General features: G+C 38.7%; 20 protein-coding genes, 1 tRNA gene and 2 pseudogenes. 10 read left to right on the forward strand and 13 right to left on the reverse strand.

Annotation, left to right across the window (positions count from 1 at the left end; translation table 11 throughout):
- Positions 1 to 10: 10 nt before the first annotated feature.
- The 4 genes from AAKU52_RS01040 to AAKU52_RS01055 are packed head-to-tail and all read left to right on the forward strand — an operon-like array spanning position 11 to position 4,386.
- The gene (locus tag AAKU52_RS01040; RefSeq protein ID WP_354329286.1) at positions 11 to 1,396 is read left to right on the forward strand and encodes a RagB/SusD family nutrient uptake outer membrane protein; all 1,386 of its coding nucleotides are present in this window, start codon (positions 11 to 13) and stop codon (positions 1,394 to 1,396) included.
- A gap of 17 nt (positions 1,397 to 1,413) precedes the next feature.
- Entirely contained in the window at positions 1,414 to 2,490 is a 1,077-nt protein-coding gene (locus AAKU52_RS01045; protein WP_354329288.1) for a cyanophycinase, read from the forward strand.
- 4 nt (positions 2,491 to 2,494) lie between these two features.
- Positions 2,495 to 3,529 carry an isoaspartyl peptidase/L-asparaginase family protein gene (locus tag AAKU52_RS01050; RefSeq protein ID WP_354329290.1) on the forward strand — a complete coding sequence of 345 codons (1,035 nt, stop codon included), beginning with the start codon at positions 2,495 to 2,497 and terminating at the stop codon, positions 3,527 to 3,529.
- Positions 3,530 to 3,537: 8 nt separating this feature from the next.
- Entirely contained in the window at positions 3,538 to 4,386 is an 849-nt protein-coding gene (locus AAKU52_RS01055) for a cyanophycinase (RefSeq protein WP_354329292.1), read from the forward strand.
- Positions 4,387 to 4,394: 8 nt separating this feature from the next.
- On the opposite strand, the gene AAKU52_RS01060 is transcribed toward AAKU52_RS01055, so the two are convergent.
- The 4 genes from AAKU52_RS01060 to AAKU52_RS01075 are packed head-to-tail and all read right to left on the reverse strand — an operon-like array spanning position 4,395 to position 7,882.
- Positions 4,395 to 4,874, reverse strand: coding sequence for an ABC transporter ATPase (locus AAKU52_RS01060; protein WP_354329294.1), 480 nt, complete (start codon positions 4,872 to 4,874; stop codon positions 4,395 to 4,397).
- Positions 4,875 to 4,922: 48 nt separating this feature from the next.
- Positions 4,923 to 5,774 carry an MBL fold metallo-hydrolase gene (locus AAKU52_RS01065; RefSeq protein ID WP_354329296.1) on the reverse strand — a complete coding sequence of 284 codons (852 nt, stop codon included), beginning with the start codon at positions 5,772 to 5,774 and terminating at the stop codon, positions 4,923 to 4,925.
- Positions 5,764 to 6,564 carry a (Fe-S)-binding protein gene (locus AAKU52_RS01070; protein ID WP_354329298.1) on the reverse strand — a complete coding sequence of 267 codons (801 nt, stop codon included), beginning with the start codon at positions 6,562 to 6,564 and terminating at the stop codon, positions 5,764 to 5,766. Before AAKU52_RS01070 ends, AAKU52_RS01065 begins: the two co-directional genes overlap by 11 nt.
- Positions 6,565 to 6,586: 22 nt before the next feature.
- Positions 6,587 to 7,882, reverse strand: coding sequence for a 4Fe-4S dicluster domain-containing protein (locus AAKU52_RS01075; RefSeq protein WP_354329300.1), 1,296 nt, complete (start codon positions 7,880 to 7,882; stop codon positions 6,587 to 6,589).
- Positions 7,883 to 8,093: 211 nt separating this feature from the next.
- On the opposite strand from AAKU52_RS01075, the gene AAKU52_RS01080 reads away from it, so the two are divergent.
- Positions 8,094 to 8,166 (forward strand) — tRNA-Phe (locus tag AAKU52_RS01080).
- A gap of 117 nt (positions 8,167 to 8,283) precedes the next feature.
- Here AAKU52_RS01080 and AAKU52_RS01085 read toward each other — a convergent pair.
- Both AAKU52_RS01085 and AAKU52_RS01090 read right to left on the reverse strand, forming a co-directional pair.
- Positions 8,284 to 8,478: pseudogene (locus AAKU52_RS01085) on the reverse strand (transposase); the annotation flags it as partial.
- A gap of 405 nt (positions 8,479 to 8,883) precedes the next feature.
- Positions 8,884 to 9,285 (reverse strand): winged helix-turn-helix transcriptional regulator, encoded by a 402-nt coding sequence (locus AAKU52_RS01090; RefSeq protein ID WP_354329302.1) that lies wholly within the window; start codon positions 9,283 to 9,285, stop codon positions 8,884 to 8,886.
- 111 nt (positions 9,286 to 9,396) lie between these two features.
- Here AAKU52_RS01090 and AAKU52_RS01095 point away from each other — a divergent pair, with 111 nt between their 5' ends.
- Both AAKU52_RS01095 and AAKU52_RS01100 read left to right on the forward strand, forming a co-directional pair.
- Positions 9,397 to 10,350, forward strand: coding sequence for a ketopantoate reductase family protein (locus AAKU52_RS01095; RefSeq protein WP_354329304.1), 954 nt, complete (start codon positions 9,397 to 9,399; stop codon positions 10,348 to 10,350).
- Between the two features lie 36 nt (positions 10,351 to 10,386).
- Positions 10,387 to 10,671, forward strand: a complete 285-nt coding sequence (locus AAKU52_RS01100) for a nitroreductase family protein (RefSeq protein ID WP_354329306.1) — start codon at positions 10,387 to 10,389, stop codon at positions 10,669 to 10,671.
- Between the two features lie 262 nt (positions 10,672 to 10,933).
- Here the strand turns inward: AAKU52_RS01100 and AAKU52_RS17505 are convergent.
- Positions 10,934 to 11,038 (reverse strand): annotated as a pseudogene (locus AAKU52_RS17505) (sodium:solute symporter family transporter); the annotation flags it as partial.
- Between the two features lie 516 nt (positions 11,039 to 11,554).
- Positions 11,555 to 12,598: a hypothetical protein gene (locus tag AAKU52_RS01105; RefSeq protein ID WP_354329308.1), complete on the reverse strand. Its 1,044-nt coding sequence runs from the start codon at positions 12,596 to 12,598 to the stop codon at positions 11,555 to 11,557.
- Between the two features lie 821 nt (positions 12,599 to 13,419).
- Here AAKU52_RS01105 and AAKU52_RS01110 point away from each other — a divergent pair.
- Positions 13,420 to 13,647 (forward strand): hypothetical protein, encoded by a 228-nt coding sequence (locus AAKU52_RS01110; protein WP_354329310.1) that lies wholly within the window; start codon positions 13,420 to 13,422, stop codon positions 13,645 to 13,647.
- A 205-nt stretch (positions 13,648 to 13,852) separates the two neighbouring features.
- On the opposite strand, the gene AAKU52_RS01115 is transcribed toward AAKU52_RS01110, so the two are convergent.
- Positions 13,853 to 14,008, reverse strand: a complete 156-nt coding sequence (locus AAKU52_RS01115; protein ID WP_354329312.1) for a hypothetical protein — start codon at positions 14,006 to 14,008, stop codon at positions 13,853 to 13,855.
- Between the two features lie 246 nt (positions 14,009 to 14,254).
- Between AAKU52_RS01115 and AAKU52_RS01120 the strand changes: the two genes are divergently transcribed.
- Positions 14,255 to 14,746 (forward strand): HipA domain-containing protein, encoded by a 492-nt coding sequence (locus AAKU52_RS01120; RefSeq protein ID WP_354329314.1) that lies wholly within the window; start codon positions 14,255 to 14,257, stop codon positions 14,744 to 14,746.
- Here AAKU52_RS01120 and AAKU52_RS01125 read toward each other — a convergent pair.
- Genes AAKU52_RS01125 through AAKU52_RS01135 form a run of 3 tightly spaced genes read right to left on the reverse strand, consistent with a single transcriptional unit; the run spans position 14,719 to position 19,752 of the window.
- Complete coding sequence (locus AAKU52_RS01125) at positions 14,719 to 15,831, reverse strand: Gfo/Idh/MocA family protein (RefSeq protein ID WP_354329316.1); 1,113 nt, start codon at positions 15,829 to 15,831, stop codon at positions 14,719 to 14,721. The two genes, AAKU52_RS01120 and AAKU52_RS01125, sit on opposite strands and share 28 nt — an antisense overlap.
- 32 nt (positions 15,832 to 15,863) lie before the next feature.
- Entirely contained in the window at positions 15,864 to 16,721 is an 858-nt protein-coding gene (locus AAKU52_RS01130) for a sugar phosphate isomerase/epimerase family protein (protein WP_354329318.1), read from the reverse strand.
- 4 nt (positions 16,722 to 16,725) lie between these two features.
- Entirely contained in the window at positions 16,726 to 19,752 is a 3,027-nt protein-coding gene (locus AAKU52_RS01135) for a PVC-type heme-binding CxxCH protein (protein WP_354329320.1), read from the reverse strand.
- A gap of 155 nt (positions 19,753 to 19,907) precedes the next feature.
- Here AAKU52_RS01135 and AAKU52_RS01140 point away from each other — a divergent pair, with 155 nt between their 5' ends.
- The gene (locus tag AAKU52_RS01140; protein ID WP_354329323.1) at positions 19,908 to 20,786 is read left to right on the forward strand and encodes an AraC family transcriptional regulator; all 879 of its coding nucleotides are present in this window, start codon (positions 19,908 to 19,910) and stop codon (positions 20,784 to 20,786) included.
- Between the two features lie 24 nt (positions 20,787 to 20,810).
- Here the strand turns inward: AAKU52_RS01140 and metQ are convergent, their stop codons facing one another.
- Complete coding sequence (metQ, locus tag AAKU52_RS01145) at positions 20,811 to 21,629, reverse strand: methionine ABC transporter substrate-binding lipoprotein MetQ (RefSeq protein ID WP_354329325.1); 819 nt, start codon at positions 21,627 to 21,629, stop codon at positions 20,811 to 20,813.
- Positions 21,630 to 21,638: the final 9 nt, after the last annotated feature.

The following is a 21,638-nucleotide window of genomic DNA, read 5'->3' on the forward strand; positions in this document are numbered from 1 at the left end:
ACTTACGAAAATGATTAAAAACACATCTATCCCATATACACTTTTATTTTCTTTGTTGATGCTAACGGTGTCATGTACAAAGCTTGATTTTAAACCTACAGATTTAATTGATGCTTCTAAAGCCTACCGGAACATCGGTGACATCAACTTGGGCTTGCTTGGGGTCTATGCCGTACTTGACAATACGCTGATAGGCACTAATGCAATTGCTTCAGATGAGGTGATGTTGCCAACGGAAAATACCGTAAGTAATACAGATGCCCACCGGTGGTTATATACTGCCGGAAGTGGTTCGGTTACTTCTTCTTATTACACTTTTTATGTGGCTATAGACAGGATTAACAGGGTGCTGGTAGGAATAAACGCCATCACTTTTCCTGCAGCAGAGCAGGCGTTGAAAAACCGCTATCAGGGTGAGTTACTCGGTTTAAGAGCGTTTTGCCACTTTGAGTTATTAAGGACTTATGCCTCTGCTTATCAAAATGGGGCTTTAGGTATTCCTTATATGAAAGTTTCTGCCAATGGCTATCCTGCTAGAGATTCTTTTGAGTCTGTAGTCGCTGATGCTAAAATTGATCTTTTAGCGGCAAAAGCATTGATTCCTGCATTATATACTGATAAAACGCACCTTACTAAAATAGGTGTTTCAGCCATTCAAGCAAGACTGGCTCTATATGAGAAAAATTGGGCTGAAGCAATTACTTATTCTACGGAAGTGATCAATGCCATGCCTTTGGCAACCAAAGCACAGTTTCCTGGTGTTTGGACTGATGCAGTAGATAATGAAGTGATCTGGAAATTGAAACGTTTACCTACAGATAGCCGTACAGGTGATTTATTTTTCCGTCAGACGGGTGGTATTGTTTTATATGCACCTGCATTTAAGCTCATCAATACCTTTGATAAGGTAAATGATGTTCGTTATGCAGCATATATAAAATTTGATGCAAGCAGAACAGGAACGAAATCTCAATTCCTGGTTAATAAATACATTGGTACAACAGCTTCACCGGGCATGGCCGATGTTAAAATGTTTAGAACAGGTGAAATGTATTTAATTAGGGCAGAAGCCGCAGCTGAATCTACTGGTGATGCTGCTGCGGATATTAATGCTTTACGTGCTGCAAGGATTACAGGTTATAATAATGTAGCTTTCGCAGATAAACCAGCATTAATTAGTGCAATTTATATCGAGCGCTTTAAAGAATTGGCTTTTGAAGGTCATCGCTTCTTTGATTTAAAAAGAAGGAATATGCCAGTACAGCGTTTAGCCGAAGATGCAATCAACACTTCTGGAGCACTTACTTTATTGCCAGAGAAAGCACAATATTCGTTTCCAATTCCGGCTTTGGAGATCTCTGTAAATAAAAATACAGTTCAAAACCCTAACTATTAAATTTTAATTTTAAGCTGATGCGTTATCTATTAATTATTGCTTTTGCTTTCATTTGGCTCTCCACCTTTGGGTGCAGTAAACAAACACCACCGGGAATACCTGTTACAGGTGGAGGTACAACCACTCCAGTGGTAAGCCGCAGGCCTGCATCTATTGGTATTATTGGTGATACAGCTAATGTAACAAAGGCTGTTAATGGTGGTATGGTGTTAATGGGTGGAGGAACGGATGTGGAGACTGCCTTTAAATGGATGATGGATAGGAGTGGCGGAGGTGATGTAGTGATTATAAGGGTTTCTGGCACGGATGCTTACAATAGTTTTGTAAATAAAATTGCAGCAGTAAATTCTGTAGAAACATTAAAAATTGATACTCGCGAATTGGCCAATAATGATACGGTGGCGAATATCATTAGAAATGCAGAAATGCTATTTATTGCTGGTGGAGACCAATCAGACTACATGAGGTTATGGAAAGGTACGAAAACGGAAAAAGCGCTTAACTATTTGTTGCAAGAAAAAAAGGCTCCCTTTGGTGGTACCAGCGCAGGCTGTGCCATCTTGGGAGGTTTTTATTTTAGTGGAGAAAATGGTAGCGTTGTTTCTGATGAAGCCTTAGCTAATCCTTTTGCAAGTAATATTAATCTCTATAATAACGATTTCTTGCATGCTCCGTTTTTAGAAAATGTAATTACAGATCAACATTATCTAACACGCTCGCGTGAAGGTAGAAGTATTGTTTTTCTAGGTAAGATTTATAATGATTTTAACCTGCTTCCCAAAGGAATTGCTGTTGATGAGAAAACGGCAGTCTGTATCGATAAAGATGGCAAAGCACAAGTTTTTGGCAGCAGCAGCGCTTATTTTCTCTTGCCTGATGCTAACAAATTACCTGAGCAATTTTTAGCGAATAAACCTATGGTATGGAAGCAAAACGATAAGGCCATTCAAGTATATGAAATTACTGGCTCTTTAACCGGAAATGGTAATTTTAATTTAGCTAATTTTAGTACTACTGAAGCTAATGGTGGCACCTGGTTTTGGTGGAATGTTGACAACGGGAAATTGATAAAACTTAAAAATATTAATAATTAAAGAAATGAACAAGCATATAAAAGTAACAATGGCCCTCCTTTTTTGTATGGTGGCAATGAATTCATTTGCGCAAAAACAAGGACAGAAATACGTGATGGTTATCCATGGTGGCGCGGGTACGATTTTAAAGAAAAACATGTCGCCTGAGAAGGAAAAAGCATATACTGCGGTGTTAACCCAAGCATTACAAACAGGATATGATGCTTTAAAAGCAGGGAAAAGTAGCTTAGATGCAGTAGAGGCTACAATTCACATTATGGAAGATTCTCCATTGTTTAACGCAGGGAAAGGTTCAGTTTTTACGCATGATGGGAAAAATGAAATGGATGCCGCTATTATGGATGGCAGCAACCAAATGGCAGGTGCAGTAGCAGGAGTTTCTATCATCAAAAATCCAATTTCAGCTGCAAGGGCAGTAATGGAAAAGTCTGAACATGTGATGATGGTTGGCCGAGGAGCTGAAACATTTGCAAGACAGAGCGGAATGCAATTGGTTAATCCGAAATATTTTTATACCAAAGAACGCTGGAATGGTTTACAGCAGGCAATGAAAGAAGATTCTATGAAAGCCGTACTAGATCATCATAGTAAAGGAGTAATGAAATTAGGAACCCTTAACCATGATTATAAATTTGGTACTGTAGGCGCTGTAGCGTTAGATCAGGCTGGTAATCTAGCTGCAGGTACTTCAACAGGGGGTATGACGAATAAAAAATTCGGCAGGGTTGGAGATGCGCCTATTATTGGTGCAGGAACTTATGCCAATAATTCAACAGCAGGTATTTCTTGTACTGGTTGGGGAGAGTTTTACATCCGTAATGTTGTAGCTTATGATATTTCTGCGATGATGGAATACAAAAAAATGTCTGTTGCTGCGGCCGCTAAAGCTGCCTTAGACAAAGTAGGTAAAATGGGTGGTGATGGTGGTCTGATTGCTTTAGACAAAAATGGAAACGTTACAATGCCATTTAATACAGAAGGCATGTACAGAGGTACAGTTACTGAGGATGGGAAAATTGAGGTGTTGATTTATAAATAAGCTAGAAGATGTCGAAATTTATTGAAGGCGTTACTAAATATATACTAACCGTCTTTTTCCTGTTATCATTGAATCAGGCAATGGCACAACAAGGTAAGTTGTTTATTATAGGTGGTGGAACTCGTTCTGCAGCATTGATTCAAACTTTGGTTACTACAGCTGATATGAGTGCTCAGGATTACATGATTGTGTTGCCTATGTCGAGTGGTGAACCAGAAGCTTCTTATGAAGCGATTAAAAAGCAACTTACTATAGCTTCAAAAAATAATATTGGTAACCTTAATTTTACTGCGGAGCTTGTTACAGATAAAAAGTGGTTGGATTCTTTAGCCAATGCGAAGTTGATTTTTATTACTGGAGGAGACCAAAGCCGCTTTATGAAAGTGGTTTTGAACACTCCTGTTTATAGGGCTATCCATAGGGCATATCAAAATGGGGCAACTATTGCTGGTACCAGCGCTGGTGCCGCTGTGATGAGTAAAAACATGATTACAGGCAAGGAATTGCTGGACACCAATTACAGGGAAACATTTAATAAGCTATGGGCAGATAATATTGAGTTTGAAGAAGGGTTGGGCTTGTTGCAATCGGTCATTATTGACCAGCATTTTCTTAAACGCAGTCGCTACAACCGGCTCATTTCTGCCTTAGCTGCTTATCCAAAGTTTCAATGCATTGGTATAGATGAGGGCACAGCCATTATTGTGCAGGGTAAAAAGATTACTGTAGCAGGAGTGAGCCAGGTATTGAGCCTATCTAGCCCTAAGCATATAAAGGTAAGTGCAAAGCATTTGATTTCTATGGATAATTTGCGCTTCAGCCTGTATACAGCAGGAGATCAGTTTAATTTAAAATAGCCAGGCAATTACAACAAGTGTGCAAACACAGTACTATGCCAGCTTTTTTCAAAAGGGATTTCCCACTTGGTTTCAAACTCTGCAAGGGTTTGAACCATGTTGTTAAATACCATGGTTTTAGGGCCTATTTTTTTGATGTTGACGAGGGTTTCAAAATCTTCTTTGTTGGTTGCCACAACCTTGTCGCCTATTTTATAGGCCATATTGAACCTGTTAAGCAGGTCAAGATGATAAGTTTGTTCTATGTCTTTAACTATCCTTACTGAAGCATCAATGGAGCAGCCAGTAACGTTAGCTGTCTTTTCATCAACAATAAAGACAATAAAGAAGCTGTAAAGCACTTTAGCTACAGCAGCTAACTGATGGCCGTGTGCTTTCCATTGTTCTGTAAAAACATTCAGTTGTTGTTGAATTGCTTCAACCTCTGGGCCGGTTAACTCACGGTCGCTTTGGTAAACCCAAACTTTAGATTGTGGTGAAAGACTCATATTGCAAATTTAACAATTTATTATAACTTATAATAAGTTAATTTGTTTCTATCCCGTTGAAGGAAATAGAATGAGTTGATCTAAAAATTTTGTCGGAGCAGGTAGCGCAGTTTCAATCGGAATTTCAGCTTTTACAGAAAAGATTGGTGTTTCAGCAAACCTGGAAGCAATGATAACTTTTATATTACCCGCATGGGTTTCAAAAAGCTGTTGTACCAATTCAGGAGAATTATTGTCTTTCGAAAGGTGCGACAACAACAGGTGGGTCATGAAAGCCGGTTTATGTTCAATGAACAATTCTAAAGCTTGTTTGTTCGATAAATGACCTTCGCCACCGCGGATGCGTTCTTTCAAGTGATAGGGATAATTTCCATTTTGGAGCATTTCCTCATCATAATTAGCTTCTAGAAAAGCAGCATTACATTGTTTAAAGTGGCTGATTAATTCTTTACATACGATTCCTAAATCGGTGAAAACACCAACTTTTGTTTCACCACAGGTAACAATAAAACTATGAGGCTCGGCAGCATCGTGGATTTTTGGGAAAGCAGTAATTTTTAAATTTCCGACATTATTGATTTCGTGGCTGCGGAGGTCGCGAAACTGTTCGTCTTTGATTTTAAACTTACAGTTTGAACGCGTTGCTGGCGTAATGTACACCGGGATTTGGTATTTCCTGGCCATGACACAAACACCCCTGATATGGTCTGAATGTTCATGAGAGATGAATATAGCTTTAACTTTACCCATGGAAAGCCCCAAGCGCTGCATTCTTATTTCCGTTTCCTTACAAGAAATTCCGGCATCAATTAATATCGCTTCCTCTTTATTGCCCACATAGTAGCAGTTTCCATTGCTTCCGGAATTTAAAGAGGTAATAAATAAGGTGTTACAAGCCATTTGCTCTTGCTGTGATTTCTGCGATATCTAAAACTTTTACATTGTCTGACTGGTCTTTCATTTTAACACCATCACTTAACATGGTCATGCAAAAAGGACAAGCAGCGGCAACAATTTCGGGGTTAGTTTCCAATGCTTCTTCAATTCTTTCTATGTTGATGTCTTTAAGACCTTTTTCGGGTTCTTTAAACATTTGTGCCCCGCCGGCACCACAGCATAAACCGTTAGATTTACAGCGTTTCATTTCAACCAACTGGGCATCTAAGACTTCTAAAGCCCTGCGGGGAGCTTCGTATACATCATTTCCACGACCAAGGTAACAGGGGTCATGAAAAGTAATTTTTTTACCTTTGAAACTTTCACCACCCTCGGCTTTAAGTTTTCCTTCATCAATCAATTGTTGAATCAATTGACTGTGGTGGATCACTTCATAATTGCCCCCTAAACCGGGATATTCATTTTTGATGGTATTAAAGCAGTGGGGGCAGCCGGTTACAATTTTCTTGATGTCGTAACCATTTAAGACCTCAATATTGGTCATGGCCTGCATCTGGAATAAGAATTCGTTTCCAGCACGTTTTGCAGGATCACCGGTACAACTTTCTTCGGTACCCAACACGGCATATTTTAAACCAACATGGTGTAGGATTTTACAAATATCACGGGTTGTTTTTTGTGCACGTTCATCGTAACTTCCGGCGCAGCCGACCCAAAAAAGAATTTCAGGGACTTCACCATTCGCCACCATTTGTGCCATTGTAGGCACTTCAAAATTTAATTGCTCGCTCATCTTTCAGCTCAAATTTTTGTTGTTAGTTTTCTTTAGCCCAGTTAAAACGGTCTGCCGGAGAATATTTCCAAGGCGCACCATTGTTTTCCACATTACTCATCATAGTGTTAAGGCTTGCCGGGGATTTAGACTCCTCCATAACGGCATAGCGTCGAAGATCAGTAATAATGGCTAAAGGATCTATGTTAATTGGACAAGCCTGCGTACAAGCGTTACAGCTGGTACAGGCCCATATTTCTTCTCTGGTAATGTAATCGTCGATCAGTGATTTGCCGTCATCAAATCCATTACCCGTTTTATCAATGTTTTTACCCACTTCAGTTAGCCTATCCCTGGTATCCATCATGATTTTACGTGGAGATAAAAGCTTACCGGTTATATTTGCAGGACATACATCAGTACATCTTCCACATTCGGTGCAGGTATAGGCATTCATTAAATTGATCCAGCTTAAATCGTTGACATCCTTAGCGCCGAAACGGCCTCCTTCGGCAGGTTCTGGCGTAAAAGAAGGGTCGAGCATGGCTTTAACTTCATTGGTTACACTTTGCATGTTGGTGAACTCTCCCTTAGGCTTCAGGTTCGAGAACCAGGTGTTAGGGAAAGCCAGCATGATATGGAAGTGTTTTGAATAAGGCAGGTAGTTTAAAAAGGCAAAAATACCAACAATATGGAACCACCAGCAAACTCTTTCCACCATTAACAATGCTGCGGCACTGTCGGGTAAAAGATTTTGCAGGAACTGGCTTACAGGGAATGCACCAGCAGTGATATAATGACCGTAACCTAAAGCTTGGAGTTTAGCGTCAGCTGCATTCATGAATAAAAAGGCAGTCATGAGCAAAATTTCTGTGATCAGGATATAATTAGCATCAGATTTAGGCCAGCTGGTCATTTCGACCCCGCTAAATCTTTTAAGTTTTAAAACGTTTCTACGGAGGAGGAAAATAACGCAGGCCAGCCACACACTTAAAGCAAGGATCTCAAATGAACCGATCAGTATATTGTATATTTCTCCTAGTCCGCCGAAAATACGGTGCGTACCGAAAATTCCATCGATCATAATCTCCAGCACTTCGAGGTTGATGATTACAAAGCCGAGGTAAACGAAAAGATGTAGTAAGGCGGGTATAGGTCGGAAAAACATTTTGGTTTGTCCGAATGCTACCTTGAGCATGGTCATTAATCTTTTTTGCGGTTGATCAAAGCGGTTTACTGCTTTTCCAAGGCGAATGTTGCGAATGACTTTTTTTGCATTGAAGCTAAATAAAGCTATTGTTGCAATGGTAAGCGCTATAAATAGGATCTGTGGTATCATTTTGTAAAATATCTTTATAGTTATGCTAAGTTAAAACTAATTCTGGTAACAAATTACTATGCATGCATAAAAGCTATTATTTTTAGGTTTTTTAGGGTGATTAAAAATTATTTTAAAGTTTTTTAGAAAAAAGTTTGGAAGATTGAAAAAAGAAACTACATTTGCACTCCCAACAACGGGGAAACGTTATGAAAATAGCACTTTAAAAGTTGGTGCGGTAGCTCAGTCGGTAGAGCAAAGGACTGAAAATCCTTGTGTCGTCGGTTCGATCCCGACCCACACCACTTTAAAAAGCTTCAGAGAAATCTGGAGCTTTTTTGTTTTAAAGGGTTTGGCGGTGTTCAAGGGCTTTGTTTCGGATCAATGCCAAATGTTATGGGATGAGGGAGTTTTTTCTGATTTTAAGCATATAACTGAGTGAGTCTGTAAAGAAAGAATTCTATGTTCTTCACGCCTGTGAATTGGGTTCTAAAAGCCTTTATTTTAAAAGATTCAGCAGAAGCATTGGTAGATCTGTTATCAAAGTGGTTCAGGATTGTTGCGAAATGATTTTGTATAGATTTAGCAATTGTATTGAAGGCTTTGAATCCCGTTTGTCTTACTTTTTCATGCTACCTGGCCTGATTAGCAAGGGCGCAAACTGGAATTACAACTTAAAAGTGGATAGTTGGTACAACTTTATTAATGAACCTACCCTGGCTGACGCCATTATGGACTGACTGACAGCTTCTACACATAGAATAGCCCTTACGGGTAAATCTTTGAGAAAGAAAAAAATTATTAAGTTTGACTAATTTCACTCTTGATTAGTGATGATACTGGCCGGTCTGGCTGGTGTACTTTGCTCCGGAATAAATGGGGGTACTTTAACGAGGAACACTGGTGTACTTTGATCGGAATATCTAGAACGATAACCAACTTAAAAATCTTGGTAAGATTCAGATCGAAAAGAGCATATTATAATTGATGTTTTGATAAATTAATTATCACTCTAGATGCACTTACACTTGTTTTTTGATCTCTTGAATTTCGGTTTTGTTTTTTACTGCCCAATGTAAAATCGAAAGTGTAGGTTCATAGAGGCTTCTGCCAAATTCCGTAAGTTCGTATTCCACCTTTGGGGGTACTTCAGGATAAACTGTACGATGAACCATTTTATAATCCACCAGACGCTTTAGAACTTCATTAAGCATCTTAGGTGAAATTCCATGTAGTTTGCGCAGAAGCTCATAATTTCTGAGCGAAGAGGTCTCCAAAGCAGCTAGAATTGACATAGTCCATTTTTGAGTTATGAAGGAAAAAATGTTCAATACGCTCCCACAATATTCTTCATTGATTTCTGCGGAAAGAAAATCCTGAATATTTTTTAATTTTTTTTCTGCTCCTGTAGCCTGTTCTCCCATTTCTAACCCTTAGGTGCTTTACGAACCAGCACGTCTCTTATTGCAAACATATAGAATCAATTATACTTTTGCAATATAACACCCAATAGAAAATAGATTATCTAGAGTGGAATGTTGTATATATTTAAAACTACTAAAATGAAAATATTGATGTTTGGGCGAGGGGTTATCTCGCTACAGTATGGTTGGGCCTTAGAAGAAGCAGGGCACACAGTTCATTTTTATGTTCGGCCCGGTAAAAAGGAACTATATGGATCGCAAGTCCATCTCGATTTACTTGACGCAAGGTTTGACGCCAAGCAAATGCGCGTGGTTAAGATTGTGGATATCACCTTAATCGAATACATTCCAGCTGATCACGACTACGAGTTAATCATTTTAAGTGTTCAACATTATAGTTTTGGACAGGCAGCTACGGAGCTTTTGTCCAAAATAAACGGTGCCATTGTCCTTGTTTTTAGCAACTTCTGGCAAGATCCCCAACAGCTAACTCAAGATTTCCCTGCTAAAAAACTTGTCTGGGGTTTTCCACAAGCGGGAGGAGGATGGACAGAGGAGCATACACTTACAGGCTCCATTTTAAAAGACGTTCATTTTGGAACCTTTTGTACCGAAATGTCCGAAGCTGACCTGATCATTAGGGCTGTATTTAAGGAAGCAAAATTCAAGATCATTGAACATAGAGATTTTAAAGGCTGGCTTTACATTCATTTCATTATTAATGCTGGGCTTTTCTCCAGGGTCGGTGGCACGAGGAATGTCATTCAGGTTTTGACCAACAACCAAGAGGCCAAAAAGGCAATATTAAATATTAGATGGGGCCTTAAACTCGTTGAAGCCAGAGGAATTGTACTGCGCCGGAACTTATCGGATTATCTTTTATTCTTACTGCCCGTGAGTATTGGCGCTTGGTTGTTAAAATTGATGATTAAATTAAATCCACCAATTGCTAGAATACTCTCAGCACATTCCAACCCACAGGAATCGAAATCTTATCCATCCGCTGTCATCAAAACGGCAAAAGAACTTGGCGTAGATACCTTAGGCTGGAACCAGTCACCTTGAATGAATAACATGGATTAACCATTGCATAAGGCGTACATGATACGGGGGATCTGCCAGCCGATGCAAGAGGGGGTAAAGTTTGTAGCTCCTCTCATTGCCGCTTTATTATTTAGATGGTTTGCTTCATTACTGATATTGATATACAGATGGACAGGAGGTTTTGATGCAGCTAAGTTTGATGATCTATTGGGTTTAAAAGCAAAGGGGTTGAAAACCGTGGTAACCTTTGCTATTGGATTCAGAGATGAGGAACTTGATGCTTACGCGAACCTAAGGAAAGTTAGGATACCTGAAAGCGAATTTGCGACTTTCATAGATTAGGGAGTAAGTTCATCGAGTCACAATTATCTTTCTAATCGCCATGACGGTACGTAATTAGTTGATGATTATGTGGATATTAATGGTTTTTATCTTACTTATTCAAAATTAAATTTAACGACCTCTACCAATGACTTGACTGGCTAAGAATAAGAGAAACGCAAAATGAGGCAATAACTAAGGGGCTATTAGATTTCAAGCATCACTTTTAGCGGCTGCCATGAGATACGCTACAATTACGCCTGTCATGAAGCCGAAGTATTCATATCCATTCATAATTTGCAATAGCAAACCCCATTTTAAAGCCTGATCCGCTCTTTCCGATAAATTATTCTGCAGAAATGTTTGTGGCAATCAATGATGCGCCAATTGTCCGCTAGGTTAGAGATTTTACCGTTTTTTGATAACTGTTTTTGTTGAAGCCATAAACTAAAGGCCAAAAGGCAAGAGCTCAAACCAATACTTACGGATTTTCTATTATAACACCTTAAAAAGGACAGGAACATCAAAGTTGGAAAAACGCACGTCCACTTTTCTATCGTTCACCAAAACGTCTTCTTATACATTGAACTTGCCGCCTTTTGGAGACATCAAAATCTCTAGCTGGATATAGAACATTTTACCAAAACAGAAGAAAGCCCCTCCTCGAATCCAAGTGAACGGTTGTAGTCGTCCTTGAAATCGAATGCATTACCGCTTGGTGAAAGGTTTAAATCATTACTGTCATTGATATTGGATAAATTAGCGCCTTTAAGGAGTCATGCCCGTCAGTTGAATATTTATTCATGCCGGAGAGGGGGGATAACTTTCTTTGATTGCCTTCCAGGGACGGTTTATAGCTGGAAGGCAGCAAGACGATTTTGCCCTTATGATCAGTTATAAAGGATTAATTTTTGACAATATCTTTTAATGCTGCATCAAATAGGCTCGCAAATTCCCGACTATTTATAATATAGCCTTGTTTGTCTGCATCGTTAACCAGCTTGTACCCCCACTCGGTGGCTACCTTTCGTTGGGTAGGAGTACCATGGTGCAATTCAATGTCAAACAGGCAATCACCCAGATTAGAAAATACCTCCGCGGCTTGTTCCACGCCTTTCCACTGCATTGCTGCACCTTGGGGATGCGAGAGGAAGTATGCAGCATACGCATCGGCCATTAACTCGGTGCGGCGATTACCTGCCGGGGTTAGTGGGATACCATAATCTTTTATTCCCAAATTATATTGAATATGATGCGCAAACTCATGGGCCAGAATAGCCTGCGGAGCAATATCTCCATAACCGAGCGCTTCAAAAGCCTGCAAAAGGCCATCACCAAGAACAATTTTATCCTGAATTTTACCAACAGCAGGATAGTTTTTTTCCTGGTGGGCATAGCCATTAACGGTAAAAAAAGGATGATTTCCGTTTAGGTACTCTGGATAAGTTTTAAATAAAGTGGTTAACGAGTCAGCATAATAATTAGCCTTCTCATCACTGTAACCATATTCTGCCTTATACACTTTGAGTACTTTTTCCCGGTCCTGCAGCATGGAGCCATGCGCTGCAACCATAATGATGTCGTCCGACTTAATGTCCCAAAAACGCTTTAGATCTTTAAAGCCCTTATTTAACTGAGCGGTATATTCGCCGTTCATACCATAATATTGGTTTTCCGAACTATTTTCAGAAAATATTGCGACAAAAATTGCCAATTTTGCCGCCTCCTCATTGCTAATAATGTTTACTGCCCCTTGACTCCAGCCAGTAAGTTGCTCTAAAAGCCAGAGATTTGAGGGACTAGTACCACCGCAGTCAGTTGGCACCACTTCGGCTAAATCCGGGTTAACGGGATGATCCATTTCTTTTTTACAACCAGCAAGCAGCATAAAAGAGAAGGTAAAAATTAACGCAAAAATATTAAAACGTTTCATAAAATTGTTTTTCATTTGTTAAAAATGTAATTATAAACAGTAGATAGATAATAGGAAATAGATGCTATGACTTATTAATCAATTGAATTATTTTGGAGAATGAAAAGTAATTTCGCATTGATCATTAAAAAAAGTCTTTGCGATAGCTTCGTCTATTGTAATTAATTTTGTTTCATCTACAATCCGCACCAACAGTATGCTCCTTTGTTAGATCGGCAACATCAAAATACTCATCTATCATTTTTGTGTGTGGATACGTCTTTCTAATATACTTCTGTGCGTAGGTCGTATTAAAAGCGAGCATTCCAAATAGCAAGATTAAAATTGATTTTTTCATATTTCTAATATTATATGTTTTATTTGTAGCTCAAAGGTAGCTGCAGGATTGTCCGGAAAAATCATTTTCGCCTAAAGTGACAAAATTTGAGAATGAACTTGCCAAAAAGTATAATTGAACTGAAACCGCAAAAAAAAAATAATCTAATTATGTTGAATATTGAGACTACATTGAGTTATGCTAAACGGTTTTATAATTGCCAGTTTACACAAAGAAAGACGCTCCATTAAATTTTTATACGTTTGAAAGCGCTCCTTGACGATTATTTTTAAGCAGTGAGTTAGCCTTAAAGGATTGGCAACGGTTACATATCAATAAAAGGCAGGTTTTCCTAATACGGTTTATTGTCCAGACCGTAATGGTTTTTACAAGCAGTCTTACTGATCCAAATGGAGTATTCCGAAGCGAAAACTGGTTTGTTTACATTTTTCATTGAAGAAGATTAGCTTGGTTCCTGATAAAGGTTCAAAACAGGTATTATAGAATTGTTCCGACGGTAATGAAACTGAATCCGTTCTATTGTATCCTGAACGCTTTAAAGCAAATTATTAACCTTATTAGTAATGTAATTAAATATGCTCCTGGCGAAACGACTATCAACGTAGCCTGTACCACCATTGGAAATTTCTTTCAGGTCTCTGTACAGAATCAAGGCTTTGACCGCTTTTACCGGGTGGATAATGAGCAAGCCCAGAACATATCAGGTTTTGGAATGGGATCGATTTAGGAAAGGGGTTTAATGCTTCTCCGATAGAAATGTTAGGAATGATCACAGATCATTACTGGTCTGAAGGTAAAGAGTTTAGTGAGATAATGATAGTTGAAAATTGGTTCAAACCAAATTCCATATTTATAAATTTAAAAAGAAACATAAGTTAATCTTCGAGAGACAAACTTATGTCAGCGTGAGGAGGTATGTCAACTCAAGGATTTCAAGAATGCGTTACAACTATTGTGAATGCATGTATAACTGTGGGCGGTATTTCTAACTGTGAAACCAATTCATAAACTACCTGTTCTGTTGGTAGTAATACAGGAAGTGGGATAGATCCCGTAACTCCAGATCTGCCCACTTCATGTTTGATCATAATTTCAAACTAATTAACTTACCCATGTATTTCGAGAGTAATTGAATCGAGTTTAAATAATGGAATACAATATGAAATTAAATTTGGGGTAGTCCTAAATATACATTAACAGCTATATAGTTTATATTCATTAAGGTCAATGGATAGGGTAAAATCCTTAACAAAGAAAAGGGTAAAGCTAATATATTGTGCTTTGGAATATGTTAATACGGGAGCTTACCTATTTGTATCCGGTAGGACCCCGTCATGAAGCCGTTAATCCCTTTAGGAAGTCAGCAGTTACGCATGGCAGTCATCGCTAAAAGCTTTGACAGAAAAGGAAACGCTAAGATTCACATGAAGAATTTTTCTATCCTGTACCAAGGCGAGGAGATCGTGCTTTCACCAGCCTATGACTTAATCAACAGCGCCTTGGTTTATCCAAAGGAGAAGGAAGATATGGCCATAATGCTGAGCGGGCGCAAAATTAAAATCAAACTGAAGGATTTTCAAAACCTTGCAAAAGCCCTGGGCCTTTTAGATAAAGTATTTCAAAGAGTGATCAGCAAATTTGCCGCAGCTCAGGACAAAGTTTTTGACCTCATCGACCAGTCATTCCTTTCGGACGAAAACAAGGCACAATACAAAAAAAAACTGGCTGGAGCGCAGCTCGAGACTAAAATGATTGAGGTAATGGAGACGTTTCCTTCTCCAATGATGCCAAAAGCACTTTATTTGAATGTGAATTCAGGTAAATGAATAATTTCACCACCTTTCATTGCCGATTCGTGAGCTAAAATTCCAACGCAAGTTATATTAGCTGATTCTTTGGCATCAGGATACGGATTTCTATTTTCTATTAGTGCATCAATAAACTCATTTACCAGATGCGGATGTGAACCTCCATGGCCTGCTCCCTGTATAAATGAAAGATGTTGATTCTCTTCAGAATCATAAACTCCTGCAGTTGTAAAATGCTGAATTTCTTTAGGTAGAAGGTGCGCATAATCTGGTATTTTAACCTTTTCAGGTGTTTCACCCGTATGAATTACACTATCCTCATTTTCAACCAATGTCCATTCAAAAGATTTTTTAGATCCGTATACATCAAAACTTTCGCGGTATTGTCTTGCCGTATTGAACAGCGATCTGGTAACTTCTGCAGAAAGATCTGAATCACGATATTTAATATGACAGGTTTCGATGGCAAATGGTGAACCATATTTTTCAATAAGGTTATCGTCAATTTTACCTGAACCAAAACACGAAACATAGGCGGCCTGTGCTTTTGGTAAAGCCAACACAGGCGCAACGCAATGTGTGGCATAATGCATTGGTGGTAATCCTTCCCAATATCCCGGCCAGCCTGCCATTTCCTGTTGGTGAGAGGCCCTTAGAAATTGAATCTTACCCAATTCTCCTTTTTCATATAGCTCTTTAACAAAGAGAAATTCACGACTGTAAATCACCGTTTCCATCATCATATAGGTTAATCCGGTTTCTTTTACAGCCTCAACAATCTGACGGCACTCTTCCACAGTTGTAGCCATGGGCACGGTACAAGCCACATGTTTACCAGCTCTTAACGCTGCGATAGACTGTTCTGCATGATTTTGTATTGGTGTGTTAATGTGAACGGCATCTACATTAGGATCCTGAAGTAATTCCTCAAAACTCGCATATCTTTTCTCAATGCCAAATGCATCACCTATTTCCTTAAGTTTTTCTGTATTACGCTGGCAAATAGCATACATGTTAGCATAAGGATGTTTTTGGTAAATTGGGATGAATTCTGCACCAAATCCAAGTCCAACGATGGCAATATTTATTTTTTTCTGACTCATTTTATTCCCTTTTAGAATGTTTGTTTAAGCTATTATTTACTCCAGTTCCTTAAAAATTTAATCCCCTCATCGGCAAAACTATCCTGACTGGAGGCAAGTGCACGCCAGATGCAAACTGCTCCGGCTAGTTCTTTTACCTCAGGGGTAAAGCTTTCGATAGAAATTGCACCGTGGTAATTTATGGCCTCCAAACCTTTTTTATACGCATCCCAGCGGGTTTGTCCTGTGCCTGGTGTACCTCTGTAGTTTTCTGATACTTGCAGGTGTATTAGGTTGTCGCCTGCAAGTAAAAGAGCCTTTTCAATGTCAGGCTCTTCAATATTCATGTGGAAGCCATCTAATAATATTTTTGCTGCCGGATGATTGATGTCTTTAATCAAACGAACTACATCCTCAGCTGTATTAATTAGATCAGATTCAAAACGATTTAAAGGTTCTATAGCGAGCTGAAGTCCTCTTTCGTCTGCCATCTTGCCAACTTTATGAAGGTTAGTAACAGCCCTATCCCATTCTTTTTTTTTCTGTTCAGGTGAGACCAGCCGTGCTTTACCTACAGAAGAATACATGGGGCCGGCAAAAAATAAAGCTCCAAGTCCATAGGCTATTTCCAGACAAGATTCTATATAGTTAAAACTAACCTGGTGATAACTCACATCTTCATTTGTTAAGTCTCTACCTGGCCCAAAAGCCCCACAAATTGCAGGCTGTAAATCAAACTCTTTGAGGGCTTCTTTAACTTTTTTGATATCAATTAAAGATGGATCTTCAACTGGTATTTCTACCATATCGTACCCCATGCGCTTAATTTTTGAGAACAATGCTATGGTTTCTGTTTTAAAAGGGGAGGCCCACAACCATGTACTAACTCCTAATTTATTATTCAAACTCATGAGCTTATTTTTTTATTACTTTCATTATTCCATTCATAATACTCCAATGCCCTGGAAAAGTGCAAACAAATGGATAGTCACCAGGTAAATCTGGTGCAGTAAACTTAAATGTTTGTGTTTCCTCTGGATTCAGAAGTTTAGATGAAAATAATACTTCTGGAATGCCTGGAACGTAGTTCTTTTCTGCTCCATTTGGATCCTTAACCATTTCATCTGCAGCAGCACCAACTTTTTTAAGTGTTCCTGGTTTTGCAATGACCATGTTATGTTGCATAAAATCTGGATTCTCCAAAATGATGGTTACGCTTTGCCCAGCTTTTACGGTGAAGGATGTCTTATTAAATTTCATTAAATGCTCTACAACTTTAATATTGATTACAATTTCATCAGCTGGAGCAGTAGAATGATGTTCTTTGTCTGATGCCATCTCTTTATCCTTCGCAATCGGTAAAATAGCCTTAATGATGGCTTGAATAAAAGGAGAAGGATTGGAAGCCGATTTGGACATTGCCAAAAATCCTTCAGAATGCAATAAGCCAGCTGTATACAATGCCTGAGCGATATACTTATCTTTGGCATTAACGGTATCTGCTGCTGCCTCAAATAAAAGATGACCAATATGTATTGATGCAGGAATATCTGAAACTGCTAACAGTACTGCAAGTCGAACACGCAGATCTTTATCTTTAAGCAAGCCTGCTTTTTGAATCAATCCGATCATGGCATTGTCTTTTGGAAGGGCCTGAATTGCTGCTTTTCTTACTCCTGCAGCGGGATGCGTTAAAGCTGCTTGTACTACTTTTAAAGCCTCAGCATTGCTTCCATCTAAGGTGCCTAACCCCTGTAGGGTCCATATAGCGTTTACTGCAGGTCCGTTTAATCCGATTTCATCAAGTTCTTGATTGTTAATTATTTTGTAAAGCCCTGGTATAACGCTGGTGTTTTTAGATTCGACCAATAAACGTTGCGCCGTCATCCTCCAAAATAGATTATCGTTTTCAAGGGCCGACAATAGTCCTTCGGGGTTATCCTTTGATAGTTTGATGGGTGTATAAGCCTTTGCGTTTTTATATTTGATTCTATATATACGGCCACGTTCCCGATCGCGAAGTGGATTGATGTAAGCATTGCCTTCACCATTTTCAAAGCCACGCGGTGTTGGGTTATGTTGAATAATAAAATCATACCAATCCGCTACCCATACCGCACCATCAGGGCCAACTTCCGCATGTACAGGTGCTACCCATTCATCTGAACTCGCCAGTAAATTCCATCCGTCTTTCTCAACAAAACCAGCGCCATTCTTTTCTAGTATGGCGCTATGGATTACCCGTCCTGTAGGCTCGCAAACAAAGGCGGTACTGTTCCAGTAACTTTTAGGAAAGTTTCTAGCCGTATAGAAATTGTGACCTGCGGCAGCGGTAAAACCACCATGCACGTCTACCTGTCTTAAATTTGGAAATACAACATGCATCTCATAATGGCCGTCGATTTTTTGAACCGGATGAATAGTGGAGCCAGGCAGTATTTTATTCATGTATTTCTCTGGCATGGAGAGAAATGCAGTGTGGGTGTTGTTGGCCGTAGAGATGAAAACGTCGTTCTCTTCTGTAAAGGCTAATCCCCAGGTGTTGTTACTTGTTTTTGCTTTAAAGTCGAGGCTTTTGCCATCAGGAGTAAAACTGTAAACTCCCTGACCAAACTTCAAGCTATTTTGGCCAACCTTACCTTCAAAACCGGCATATCCTACCACTCCCCAGATCTTATTGTCAAATCCATATTTTAAGTTGGAGGGGCCAGCATGTGTATCACTTTTACCCCATCCAGTTATTAAATTTTCGCGTATATCCGCTTTATCATCACCATCGTTGTCTTTTAAGAAAATAAAGTTTGGTGCTTGTGCTATAATTACACCACCATTGGAGAACATCATACTGGTTGGGATATTTAAGCCCTCGGCAAAAATGGTGAACTTATCTGCCTTACCATCACCATTGGTATCTTCGCAAATTTTTATCCTGTCGTCGCCTTTACCATCTTTGTTCCGTATGGTATTAGGATAATCTACCGTCTCTATCACCCAAAGTCTTCCTCTTTCATCCCATGCCATCGAAATAGGATTGGTAATATCTGGTTCTGAAGCAAAAAGTTCTATATCAAAGTCAACTGGAACCTGAATACGTTTTTGAGATTCCTGGGTTGTAAAAGCATGCTGGAATTTGGGTGCCGGATCACGCTTTTCATAATTTGGAATATTGGCATCTGAATATACGCCTGCTGAGATTTTATAATCGGCAATTTGCTTTTGAACCTTATCTCCCAGTGCCCATAGTACGCCATTTCCTATTAGCTTTATAAAATCAGGTTGTTTCCAAGTGCTATCGTTATGGCCGCTTGCAGTATAAAAGACCCTCCCTTTTCCTTGTTTGCGAATCCAGGTATATGGTTCATGTAAATCGCCTTCTATACGTTCCTGCAAAACAGTCATATCAGGATTGAGTTTGGTGTGTACATAGGTTTCATCCCAGGATGAAAAAGGACTTACACCCTTCATTACGGGATGATTTTTATTTACGGTAACAGCAGAGAATGTGCCCGTTTGATGAGTTTTGAACTGCCCACCCACTGCTTTTATATACCAGTCTGAATTCTGAAAGCAAAATGAAGCTGAATGAATAGGTATCAAGGCTTTTCCTCCTTCTACAAAGTCTTTAAGTGCCTTTTCATTATTGGGCGTTATTTCATCGTAATTAGCATAGATGATTAGCCCATCATACTTACTTAATGTTTCAGCGTTTAGCAGGCTGGTATCTGTTGTATAGGTTACATTAATTCCCAATTCAAAAAGAGGGCTGAGCAGCATTGGTGCAAATCTTGACGAATTGTGATGGGTGCTTTCATTGCCAAGAAACAGAACTTCTGCTCTGCGCGGATATTGTTTATCTGCATTGCCAGTGGTTAACCTAGTTCTGTTTGAACAATATTGAAATAGCGTACTTGCTAGTACAATTAGAATAATAAACTTTCTCATATTGGTTATTCTTATATTTGGAAAGACAAATAAGAGAATTCTTATGGCATTATTCTATCTAAATATTATCAGTTTCTGAGCTTATTATATCATTTTGTTAATTTTTTGTACTTTCATATCAAATGAAATCATAAGGAGTAAACAATTTCGAAATCATGAAAACTATTGTACAAAAATCTGCCATTCCTGATTCTAAAGTTCTTGTTGTTAAGCGTCTGGAAGAATTAAATTTTGATCCCAACTTACATTTACACCCAGAATATCAACTTTTTTTGGTGTTAAATGGAGGCGGGACACGCTTTATTGGAGATAACATTAAGCAATTCAACCCAGGCGATCTTGTGTTTACGGGTCCTAATTTGCCGCACTTATGGCGTAATGATCCTGCAGACAATAAAAAATCTTCTAAAACACTTGGTATTGTTATCTATTTTCCTGAAAACTTTTTGGGTGATATTATAAATATAAAGGATGAACTGGAGAACATTCGTCTGCTATTTGAAAAAGCAGGCAGAGGACTTGAAATTCATGGTAAAACAAATAAGATCGTTAGCAAAATGATGCAAGAACTGCTTCCTGCTAAAGGTGCATTGCGAATAATAATTCTGCTCCAGATTCTTAATACAATCGCTGATTCTTTAGATTGCATGCCTATAACTCATGTTAATTATATTCCGATAAATAATAGAACGGAGTCCGACAGGATGAATAAAATCTATGATTACATAATGAAAAACTTTAGACATAAAATTAATCTGAAAGTAATAGCCGAGCTGATAAATATGACCCCGACTTCGTTTAGCCGATATTTCAAATCTAGGGTTAACAAGTCTTTTTCTGATTTTTTAAAAGAACTTAGAATTGATTATGCGCGTAAGTTTTTGAATGAAAATAAAATAAGTATTAACAGCGTGAGCTACGATTCGGGTTATACTACTCTTTCTAACTTTAATAAGCAGTTCAAAGAGGTGACCGGTAAGACCCCTCTTCAGTACAGGAATGAGTATCTAAATATCAGATCAAAAAATCTGTAAATAACCGATAGATAAAATTTTATTTTACCATCCTTTTATTGCACTTCCTTTAAATTCTTTTTCGGCCGCATTTGCAACTTCGGCAGATTGAAATGCTTTAACAAACTTTTTTACATTTTCAGCATTCTTGTTATCTTCCCTTGCTACAATTATGTTCACGTATGGTGATTCCTTGGCTTCAACAAAAAGGCCATCACGGCCAGCAATCAAACCTATGGGGCTTGCAAAAGTATTGTTTATAATAGCTATGGTAACGTTTTGGTCATCCAATGCTCTAGGAAGTTGAGGTGCCTCAAGTTCTACGATCTTAAGCTTTTTTGGGTTATCTGTAATGTCATTAACAGTTGGCAATAAGCCAACACCATCTTTAAGCTTTAAAAGGCCAGTTTTTTGTAAGAGCAACAAAGATCTGCCACCGTTAGTGAGGTCGTTTGGTATAATGACTGTACTGCCATCCTTAAGCTCGCTAATGTTTTTAATCTTCTTTGAATAACCAGCAAGAGGATAAACAAATGTATTCCCTACAATGGCAAATTTATAACCCCGTTGTTTTGATTGTACATCCAGAAAAGGTCTGTTTTGGAATGCATTTGCATCAATGTCCCCCTGCAGCAAGGATTCGTTTGGCATTACATAATCATTAAATTGTATCAGCTCTACTTCTAGTCCGTATTTCTCCTTTGCCACTTTTTGTGCTGCCTGTGCTATTGTGTATTCAGGACCGGATATTACACCAACTTTAATATGGTTTGGGTCACTGACTTTTTTTCCGCTACCGCATCCATATGAAAAGGTGGCTGCAAGTAAGAATACTGTTAAAAATCGTTTAATATTGTTTTTCATAAGTAATAT

This window comes from Pedobacter sp. CG_S7, from assembly GCF_040544395.1.
GTDB lineage: Bacteria > Bacteroidota > Bacteroidia > Sphingobacteriales > Sphingobacteriaceae > Pedobacter.

Bases quoted from the DNA above. Each gene is read 5' to 3' on its own strand.
- AAKU52_RS01040 (WP_354329286.1), top strand. From the start codon at position 11: ATGATTAAAAACACATCTATCCCATATACACTTTTATTTTCTTTGTTG.
- AAKU52_RS01045 (WP_354329288.1), top strand. From the start codon at position 1,414: ATGCGTTATCTATTAATTATTGCTTTTGCTTTCATTTGGCTCTCCACC.
- AAKU52_RS01050 (WP_354329290.1), top strand. From the start codon at position 2,495: ATGAACAAGCATATAAAAGTAACAATGGCCCTCCTTTTTTGTATGGTG.
- AAKU52_RS01055 (WP_354329292.1), top strand. From the start codon at position 3,538: ATGTCGAAATTTATTGAAGGCGTTACTAAATATATACTAACCGTCTTT.
- AAKU52_RS01060 (WP_354329294.1), bottom strand. From the start codon at position 4,874: ATGAGTCTTTCACCACAATCTAAAGTTTGGGTTTACCAAAGCGACCGT.
- AAKU52_RS01065 (WP_354329296.1), bottom strand. From the start codon at position 5,774: ATGGCTTGTAACACCTTATTTATTACCTCTTTAAATTCCGGAAGCAAT.
- AAKU52_RS01070 (WP_354329298.1), bottom strand. From the start codon at position 6,564: ATGAGCGAGCAATTAAATTTTGAAGTGCCTACAATGGCACAAATGGTG.
- AAKU52_RS01075 (WP_354329300.1), bottom strand. From the start codon at position 7,882: ATGATACCACAGATCCTATTTATAGCGCTTACCATTGCAACAATAGCT.
- AAKU52_RS01090 (WP_354329302.1), bottom strand. From the start codon at position 9,285: ATGGGAGAACAGGCTACAGGAGCAGAAAAAAAATTAAAAAATATTCAG.
- AAKU52_RS01095 (WP_354329304.1), top strand. From the start codon at position 9,397: ATGTTGTATATATTTAAAACTACTAAAATGAAAATATTGATGTTTGGG.
- AAKU52_RS01100 (WP_354329306.1), top strand. From the start codon at position 10,387: ATGATACGGGGGATCTGCCAGCCGATGCAAGAGGGGGTAAAGTTTGTA.
- AAKU52_RS01105 (WP_354329308.1), bottom strand. From the start codon at position 12,598: ATGAAAAACAATTTTATGAAACGTTTTAATATTTTTGCGTTAATTTTT.
- AAKU52_RS01110 (WP_354329310.1), top strand. From the start codon at position 13,420: ATGAAACTGAATCCGTTCTATTGTATCCTGAACGCTTTAAAGCAAATT.
- AAKU52_RS01115 (WP_354329312.1), bottom strand. From the start codon at position 14,008: ATGATCAAACATGAAGTGGGCAGATCTGGAGTTACGGGATCTATCCCA.
- AAKU52_RS01120 (WP_354329314.1), top strand. From the start codon at position 14,255: ATGAAGCCGTTAATCCCTTTAGGAAGTCAGCAGTTACGCATGGCAGTC.
- AAKU52_RS01125 (WP_354329316.1), bottom strand. From the start codon at position 15,831: ATGAGTCAGAAAAAAATAAATATTGCCATCGTTGGACTTGGATTTGGT.
- AAKU52_RS01130 (WP_354329318.1), bottom strand. From the start codon at position 16,721: ATGAGTTTGAATAATAAATTAGGAGTTAGTACATGGTTGTGGGCCTCC.
- AAKU52_RS01135 (WP_354329320.1), bottom strand. From the start codon at position 19,752: ATGAGAAAGTTTATTATTCTAATTGTACTAGCAAGTACGCTATTTCAA.
- AAKU52_RS01140 (WP_354329323.1), top strand. From the start codon at position 19,908: ATGAAAACTATTGTACAAAAATCTGCCATTCCTGATTCTAAAGTTCTT.
- metQ (WP_354329325.1), bottom strand. From the start codon at position 21,629: ATGAAAAACAATATTAAACGATTTTTAACAGTATTCTTACTTGCAGCC.